The sequence below is a fragment of the Bacteroides sp. D22 genome, assembly GCF_000163675.1.
In the GTDB taxonomy this organism is placed as follows: Bacteria; Bacteroidota; Bacteroidia; order Bacteroidales; family Bacteroidaceae; genus Bacteroides; species Bacteroides xylanisolvens.
In genome coordinates, this window is the sequence record NZ_GG774808.1 from 11,932 (window position 1) to 20,111 (window position 8,180).

Genomic DNA, 8,180 nt, shown 5'->3' on the forward strand with positions numbered 1-8,180 from the left:
GTCCTGAACTTCAATCTCAGGGAGGAAACCTTTTGAGTGAAGATGTAGATCTGAGTACTCAGCAGGAATAGTGGCTTTCTCCTCTAAATAAAGAATAAAGCAAGTATCCTGAGAAACATGATTGACTAGGGTAAAATAATCAAGGATTCCTGAAGGCAAGAACAAGCTTAAAGAAGCAACAGGATCAATCGTTTGGGAAGAGGATGTTTTCATGATGCAAAAATAAGAATTTTAACGCAATCCCCCAAGGTTTCAGACTGAGCCTTGCATTGCCGTCCCGATTTCGTCCCGGCGACTAAATAAAATTAAAGGGTAACTTACTGTAATCCAGAAAGCTACCCTTTATTTTGTCGGAATGAGGCGACTCGAACGCCCGACCCCTACGTCCCGAACGTAGTGCGCTACCAACTGCGCTACATTCCGATTGCTTAAGAAGTGGTGCCACCAGGAATCGAACCGGGGACACAAGGATTTTCAGTCCTTTGCTCTACCAACTGAGCTATGGCACCTTTCTCGTTTGCGGGTGCAAAGATAAGTATATTTTTTAATACCGCAATAACTTCGTGGGAAAATTTCGCCAAATTCTGACCGATGAAAATATTAATGTATTTGTGTTAGAATAAATATGTAGATAACTCACTATTTATGCAGCATATTTTATAAATTTACGCACTGAAACTATCAAAACATTATAAACACTCTAATCCTATGTCATCACTGGCAATTATCATTATAATAGTTCTATCAGCTACCCTCATTTATGTGTGGGCAAAGTGCCAGTCACTTCAAAAAGAGGTACATTCGAAAGAAAATAAAGAGAATGAACTTAAGAAGTTGGCTTTGGTTTTGCAGAACATCAATGCCTACTTCTTATTGATTGACAAGGATTTTGTAGTCTGTGACACCAATTATTATTCTTTGAACCGTCTGCCTGTTCAGGTAGGTGGAGTTACAAAAAGAGTGGGGGATTTGTTGCATTGTAGAAACGCGATAGCAGCCGGTGAATGTGGTCAGCACGAACAGTGTAAACTATGTTGTATTCGTGCGTCTATCGGTAAGGCTTTTTATAAGAAAGCAAGTTTTAAGAATCTGGAAGCTTCGATGAAGTTGTTGAGTGAGGATGAAATGACAGTGACTCCTTGCGATGTATCAGTATCGGGTACTTATTTGAATATTCATGGCCAAGATTATATGGTGTTGACTGTTTATGATGTGACAGAACTGAAAAATGTGCAAAGGTTACTGACCATTGAAAAAGAACATTCCATCTCTGCCGAGAAATTGAAATCTGCCTTCATTGCTAATATGAGTCACGAAGTTCGTACACCGCTCAATGCTATTGTCGGATTTTCCGGTTTGATGGTGTCGGCTTCCGGCGAAGAGGAAAGAAAAATGTATGCTGATATTCTCGCAGAGAATAATGAACGATTGTTGCGCCTGGTGAATGATATTTTCGATCTTTCTCAAATAGAGTCGGGGACGATAGATTTCGTTTATACGGAGTTTGATGTCAATGATTTGTTGAGAGAATTGGATGGAATATTTAAGGCGAAATTGAATAACTCGTCGGTAAAATTGATTTGTGAGGCGCATGTACAACCTATTATAATGTATTCGGAACGGGAACGTATCATTCAGGTATTGTCTAACCTCTTACATAATGCGATGAAATTTACTGCGTCGGGTGAAATCCGTTTCGGGTGCCGCCTGGAAGGAATGGAAGAAGTTTACTTTTTTGTGTCCGACACAGGCATTGGTATACCGGAAGAGGAACAGAAAAAGATATTCTCACGTTTCATAAAACTTGATCGTGAAATGCAAGGAACGGGACTTGGGTTGACTCTTTCGCAAACGATTATCCAAAACCTGGGTGGAAACCTCGAACTCGATTCGAAGGTCAACCGGGGATCTACTTTCAGCTTTGTGTTGCCGAGGGTGATTAAGCCGGAATTGATTAAGCCACAGCCATAAAGTAAATCGCCCTTACTACAGTTGTGAAGTGTATCTCAAAAGTGTTAAATCTGACTTTTGGAGATGCTTCACTTGACTGTAGTGAGGGTGATTTTATAAATTCAAGGCTTTTCGAATTGTCTTGAACTTCTTAATGAACAGGATGAATGTTTAGTCTTTACGACTTAGGTGCATCCTTATCTTTGTCTCCGGTTCCCGGAGATGCTTTGCTGGCAGAGGAACTTCCGAAGGAAGCTGAACCGGAGGATGCTGTGCCTGAAGTTGCTGCATTAGAAGCGGTTGCACCGGGGGTAGCTGTGCTTGCCCCAGTTGTTCCTCCTGTGTGTGCAGAAGTTGCATTAGCAGGACGCGGAGCATTAACGCTGCTTGCACTAACATTTGCAGTGGCAGGTTGAGCCTGAACTTCCCAATGGAACGGTTCGAAATTGGAATTAGGATCTACCCAAGATGGTTTCTTGGAAGCGTAGATAATAAACGGAGCAACGACAACGATAATTGCACCGATAATTAGTACGGAGAACCAAACGGTGTTGCTACCGGTAGAAATCTGGCTGGGCGGGATGAAGCTAAGAATAAAGGCAAGTAATGATCCGCAGAAGCCAAGACCGCCAACAAACCACATCAGGCCGTTGCCGGATTTACCGATACGGAACGGACGGTTGAGTTTCTTCATCTTATAACGCAATGCGATAGCTCCGGAGAACATCAACAGGTACATAATCAGATAAAGAATAACTGTCAGCTGTGACAGAATTTGATAGAAACTCTGTACGGAAGGCATAACAACAAACAACAAACTTAATACGGTTACAGCGATACCCTGTACGAACAAGATATTCTTTTGTACACCCAGCTTGTTTGTTTTCTGGAAGAACGGAGGCATATAACCGGCTTTACCTACGGCAAATATACCTTTGGACGGACCGGCAACCCATGTCAATACACCAGCCAATACACCGAAAGCAAGAGCGACCGCAATGATTGGTGACAACCAGGAAGCATGAATATATTTGAAATAGTTGTCGAAACCGACGAGCAGGCTTTGAGTCAGGTTGATGTCTTTAGCAGGGATAATCACACCTAATGCGAAAGTACCCAAAACGAAGATCAACACTGTGATAAGCGCACCGATAAATACGGCTTTCGGATAGTTTTTAGAAGGGTTATCTACGTCTTTTACGTGGATACCGCCCATTTCCATACCGGCATAAAACAAGAAGATACTGGCAGCAAGAACGACATTATCGAAGTTGGTAAAGTCGGGGAAGAAGCTACTGTTGAAATCCATATTGGAATGTCCGCCCGTTGCCAGGTAAATGATTCCTAAGATAATCAACAATCCGGCCGGGATAATGGTACCGACCATACCACCGATTTTGGCTACTTTACCTACCCAGCTCATACCTTTCAGGGAGATGAAAGTGGCCAGCCAATAGATGATAAGTACGACGACGAGCGTATAATACTTATTGTTTGCCAGTGACATGTCATGTACGTCATTCATTCCGATGAAAGCGATAGATACGGCACCAAACGTTAATACTGTCGGATACCAGATCGTACTTTCGATCCATTGCACCCAAATGGCGAGGAATCCCAGTTTCTTGCCGTAGGCCTCGCCTACCCACCGGAACACACCACCCTGCTTATCCTGAAACATTGCTGCCAACTCGGCTGCAACGAGCGATGTAGGGATTAGAAAGACAATAGCTGCAAAAAGATAATAGAAGGCCGAACTCATTCCGTATACGGCCTCGGCTGGTAGTCCACGCAAGGATACTACTGCCGTAACATTCATGATAGCAAGGGTAAACACACCCAGCTTCACTGCATTTTTAATATTTGCCATAAGTTAAGGTTTTAAGTGAAAAATATTTTAAAGTCAGTGTTATAACAACATTTTGCGCGAGATGTTTCCGCAATCTCTTTCAAAGTTCGTTAATTAACATCGCCGGAACGGGATATTGTAACCCCCGATTTACCTGTTTCGGAACAATTACTTTTCTCGATTGTTTCTAAACAATCTAAATTATATGTGAACCATTTTATTATAAACTAAGTAGTTATGAAATCAGCGCTTTCAGATTTTATTTCCGGAAAAAAGGGGATTTATGGTATTCTTCACATTATTATATTAATAATGTCTCTTTTTCTGGTTATCAGTATCTCGGTGGATACTTTTAAGGGAATTCCGTTCTATACACAGTCTTCTTACATGAAGGTACAGCTATGTATCTGCCTTTGGTTTCTTTTCGATTTTGTGTTGGAGTTCTTTTTGGCAAAACATAAAGGACGCTATTTGCGGACACACTTTATCTTTTTATTGGTGGCCATCCCTTATCAGAATATCATCGCATATTATGGATGGACGTTTTCGGATGAGATTACCTATCTGCTTCGTTTCATTCCTTTATTAAGAGGAGGATATGCGCTTGCTATTGTGGTCGGCTGGCTGACTTACAACCGGGCTTCGAGCCTGTTTGTCTCTTATCTGACGATGTTGCTGGCAACAGTTTATTTCTCCAGTCTGGCATTTTTTGTGCTCGAGCATCGGGTGAATCCATTGGTGAATGATTATGGAGATGCCTTGTGGTGGGCTTTTATGGATGTTACTACCGTGGGGTCGAATATTATAGCGCAGACCGTGACCGGGCGCGTGCTTTCCGTTTTGCTGGCTGCCTTGGGTATGATGATGTTTCCTATCTTTACGGTTTATATTACAAATCTGATTCAACAATCCAACAAGCGTAGAAAGCAATATTACGAAGAGGAGGAACAACAGAAAAAGGCTTCCGCCCAAAAGGAATCGGCAGAAAAAGCTGTCGTACAGAAGGTTAATACATAATATGCTTGTGTGGCGGATAAAAACAGATAGAATGAGAGTAATTGTAATGTGTTGAAAATCAGCTTAGAAATACTTTTCTTAATAGTATTATTACTTTTCTTTATAAGCATGGAAGGAAAAGGGGAGGAAAAGTGGAATAACTTTCTATCTTTGTAGAAAAGAGACAGAGGCAAACAGTTGTTAGTTGCTGTCTCTAAATGAAGAAGTTCCACCTTATCCGAGTGAATAATAGTGACACTGATATACTCATTTTAATAACTGGAGTTGCATAGGGGTAAATTTAATTTGTTGTATTTGATAATTAATACCGTTTGTATTGAAAACACTGGTGGGGAGTCAAGCGGGAAATCAATGGGATAAGGAGGAATAGAAAAAGGTTACTATCGGGAGATAGTAACCTTTACCTACTTATAAAAGAGATCGAGAGAGTTTTTAGTCAACAACGGTGATATGGTTGTTGCTAAACACATTTAATTCCAGCTTGTTCATGATGTATTGAATAGCTAACTGCGCTTTCACGGAGTTGCCCGATCCATCCAAAGGAGGAGCAAAGGCGGCAATACCGAACTGTCCGGGCAGTACCCCCATCACACCACCGCCTACACCTGTCTTGGCAGGAATACCGGAAGTGTACATCCAGTCGCCGGTATGTTCATAGAAACCTACTGCGGCAATCATGGCAGTGATTTTAGGAGCCAGCGTGGCATCAAAAACTTCTTTCTTAGTCACCGGATTTACACCACCGTTGGCGATTGTGCCGGCTGCAATGGAAAGCTGCAATGCAGTCACTCCCAATGAGCACTGACGGGTGTAGAGGTCTAATGACATATCCGGATCATCATAAATCCGATTATAATTTTTCAGCAACCATGCGATAGAACGGTTGTTGAAGTTGGTATCCGATTCGGACTTGTACAATTCATCAATCAACTGTGGGGCGCTGCCGCATAAATCGGTCACGTTTCCTACGATGGCATCCCATTTCTTGGCAGAGTCGCCAATGGGCTGCACCATGCTGCAGGCGGAGATAGCTCCGGCGTTTACCAATGGAGTAGACGGATGGTCGTTCTCCAGCAAGATGGCGATAATTGAATTGAAAGGTAAGCCTGTTGCATCGGCTCCAATCTTGTCCAGGATTTCTTTGGCACCATATTGGCGCAGTGCCAGAATAGCCGTATGTACTTTGGATACGGATTCTATACCGAAGCGGTAGTCAGTATCTCCCACATGGATGGTCTGCCCGTTGAGCAGGCAGACACTGATTCCAAAGAGATCTTTGTTGACATTTGCCAGGTAGGGGATATAGTCGGCGTTCTTGCCGCCGGTATTAGTCTTTACCTGATCGTATGCCTCCTGTACCACTTCTTTCAATTGAGCGAGTGTTACTTTTTTATCCATAGATCTTTTTTATTTTTTTACGGTTTTACGACGACCACCATGGTTGAACATCTTAGCTTCTACCGGAAGATTCTTTTCTTGAGCCATACGGGTAGGAGTAGGATATTCCAGTTTTTCCAGTTCAGTGATGGCGTTGTTGATGTCGCCCAGTAGCATATCTGCCATATCGCGGCTGAATCCCTGACGGACAACGACACGCATCACTACATAATCTTCCAGTTTGGAAGGCAAGGTGTAAGCAGGAACCATCCAACCGTGTTGAGACAGTTTGTCTTGCAAATCGTACAAAGTCCATTTGGCGTTCTTTGCATATTCCGGTTTCAGATACCAGATGAATAATGGGTTCACAACATCATTAGAGTAGTTGACAAACGGAACCATCTTGGCTATTTCGCTGTGGATATATTTAGCAATTTGCAGGGAGTTGTACTGTACTTCTTTGTATCCCTGGAATCCTAAACGGATGAATTGATAATATTGTCCCAGGATTTGTGCAGCCGGACGAGAGAAGTTCAAACCTACCTGTGTAATGTTGGCACCCAGATAATTTACGCTGAATGACATTTCTTCGGGCAGATATTCTTTGCCTTTCCAGCAAACCCATCCGAGTCCCGGATATACCAAACCAAACTTATGGCCGGATACGCTGATAGAAAGTACCCATTTCAAACGGAAGTCCCATTTCTTTTCCGGATACAGGAACGGAAGGATGAAACCACCACTGGCGGCATCTACGTGGATAGGAATGTCATAACCGGTCTTGGCATTGTAAGCATCCAGTGCTTTGTCCAATGCTTCGACGTCATCATTCAGTCCAGTCCATGTAACACCCTGGATAGGCACGATACAGATGGTGTTTTCATCACACATTTTCAAAGCTTCTTCGGGGTCAAGAGTGGTTTTTTCGAGTGTCAAAGGCACTTCACGCATTTCAATCTGCCACAACTGTGCAAACTTTTCCCAAACAACCTGGAAACCTGTAGAAATAACAAAGTTTGGTTTATCAAACGGTTTGCCCTGTGCTTGTCTTTTCTTACGCCAACGCAACCAGGCAGCTACACCACCCAACATACATGCTTCCGAAGAACCGATAGCCAGCGCACCGGTTTTCCAAGTGTCTTTTTCAGGAGAGTTCCACAAGTTGGCAACGATGTTGATACATTTACCGTTCATCACTGCGATACGCGGATATTCTGTTTCATCAATGTAGTTGATGTTAATGGCCTCATTCATCAGCTTAGTGGCGTATTCATCCATATAAGTAGTCACGAAAGTAGCCAGATTCAAACGTGGTTGGGTTTGAGCAAATGTTTCATCTTTCACCATTTGATAGGCGACTTCAGGAGTAGTAGGTCCATCAGGTATTTTCTCTACCGGAGAGGGTTGTAACATTCTGTCTGAACCAAATACATCGGTTTTTGCATCACCTTTTCTGAAATTTAAATCTTCCATACTAATTTGTTTTTTTAAAGGTTTAGGGCGATGGGGATTTTCCCCGTCGAATTTCCCACAACAACAGCAGATAGTTTTGAAAGTTTCCGGGTTTTACATTATTTGGCGTTTATTAAGGAGGAGGATGCCCTTATTGAAACGTGCCTATTCACCACGGAGGACGCAGAGGACACAAAGGTGAATCTTGGTCATTTCCGTGCAGAAATGAGCTAAATGATAATTTTGCGGAGTGCCCTGAAAGGGCTTAATTATATAGTGTAGGGCAACGCCCTACGTAAAAACGACAATCTGAATTTGCGCCCTGAAAGGGCATAATTGTATACAGTTCCGCCCTTTCAGGGCTTGTGGCTGGTGTGTCTTTTTCGTAGGGCGTTGCCCTACGCTATATAATTAAGCCCTTTCAGGGCACCCCAATAAATATATAATTGTAAGGCTTTCAGCCTAACTGCAAAATTCCCATTTAACCGCTAAATTCCCATTTAATTAAGAACTGTACTGAAATGAACTAAATGAT

General features: G+C 42.6%; 6 protein-coding genes, 2 tRNA genes and 1 pseudogene. 3 read left to right on the top strand and 6 right to left on the bottom strand.

The genetic code is table 11. From position 1 onward, the window contains the following. The 3 genes and pseudogenes from HMPREF0106_RS27850 to HMPREF0106_RS11205 all read right to left on the bottom strand — a co-directional run. Positions 1–213: pseudogene (locus HMPREF0106_RS27850) on the bottom strand (transposase); the annotation flags it as partial. 137 nt (positions 214–350) lie between these two features. Then, positions 351–423: transfer RNA gene (locus HMPREF0106_RS11210), tRNA-Pro, on the bottom strand. A 13-nt stretch (positions 424–436) separates the two neighbouring features. Next, positions 437–509: transfer RNA gene (locus tag HMPREF0106_RS11205), tRNA-Phe, on the bottom strand. Between the two features lie 199 nt (positions 510–708). Between HMPREF0106_RS11205 and HMPREF0106_RS11200 the strand changes: the two genes are divergently transcribed. Next, positions 709–1,971, top strand: a complete 1,263-nt coding sequence (locus HMPREF0106_RS11200; RefSeq protein WP_009040163.1) for a sensor histidine kinase — start codon at positions 709–711, stop codon at positions 1,969–1,971. 157 nt (positions 1,972–2,128) lie between these two features. On the opposite strand, the gene gadC is transcribed toward HMPREF0106_RS11200, so the two are convergent. Further along, a complete protein-coding gene (gene gadC / locus HMPREF0106_RS11195) occupies positions 2,129–3,820 on the bottom strand; it encodes a putative glutamine/gamma-aminobutyrate antiporter GadC (RefSeq protein ID WP_008026134.1) in 1,692 nt (563 codons plus the stop codon). Positions 3,821–4,036: 216 nt separating this feature from the next. Here gadC and HMPREF0106_RS11190 point away from each other — a divergent pair, with 216 nt between their 5' ends. After that, the gene (locus HMPREF0106_RS11190) at positions 4,037–4,816 is read left to right on the top strand and encodes a potassium channel family protein (protein ID WP_009040164.1); all 780 of its coding nucleotides are present in this window, start codon (positions 4,037–4,039) and stop codon (positions 4,814–4,816) included. A gap of 432 nt (positions 4,817–5,248) precedes the next feature. Here HMPREF0106_RS11190 and glsA read toward each other — a convergent pair whose 3' ends face one another. Both glsA and HMPREF0106_RS11180 read right to left on the bottom strand, forming a co-directional pair. Then, complete coding sequence (gene glsA, locus HMPREF0106_RS11185; RefSeq protein WP_008026136.1) at positions 5,249–6,214, bottom strand: glutaminase A; 966 nt, start codon at positions 6,212–6,214, stop codon at positions 5,249–5,251. 9 nt (positions 6,215–6,223) lie between these two features. Continuing rightward, complete coding sequence (locus HMPREF0106_RS11180) at positions 6,224–7,666, bottom strand: glutamate decarboxylase (RefSeq protein WP_008644927.1); 1,443 nt, start codon at positions 7,664–7,666, stop codon at positions 6,224–6,226. Positions 7,667–7,696: 30 nt separating this feature from the next. Here HMPREF0106_RS11180 and HMPREF0106_RS28280 point away from each other — a divergent pair, with 30 nt between their 5' ends. Beyond that, on the top strand, positions 7,697–7,879 hold the full coding sequence (locus HMPREF0106_RS28280; RefSeq protein ID WP_009040165.1) for a hypothetical protein: 183 nt from the start codon (positions 7,697–7,699) through the stop codon (positions 7,877–7,879). Positions 7,880–8,180 lie beyond the last annotated feature (301 nt).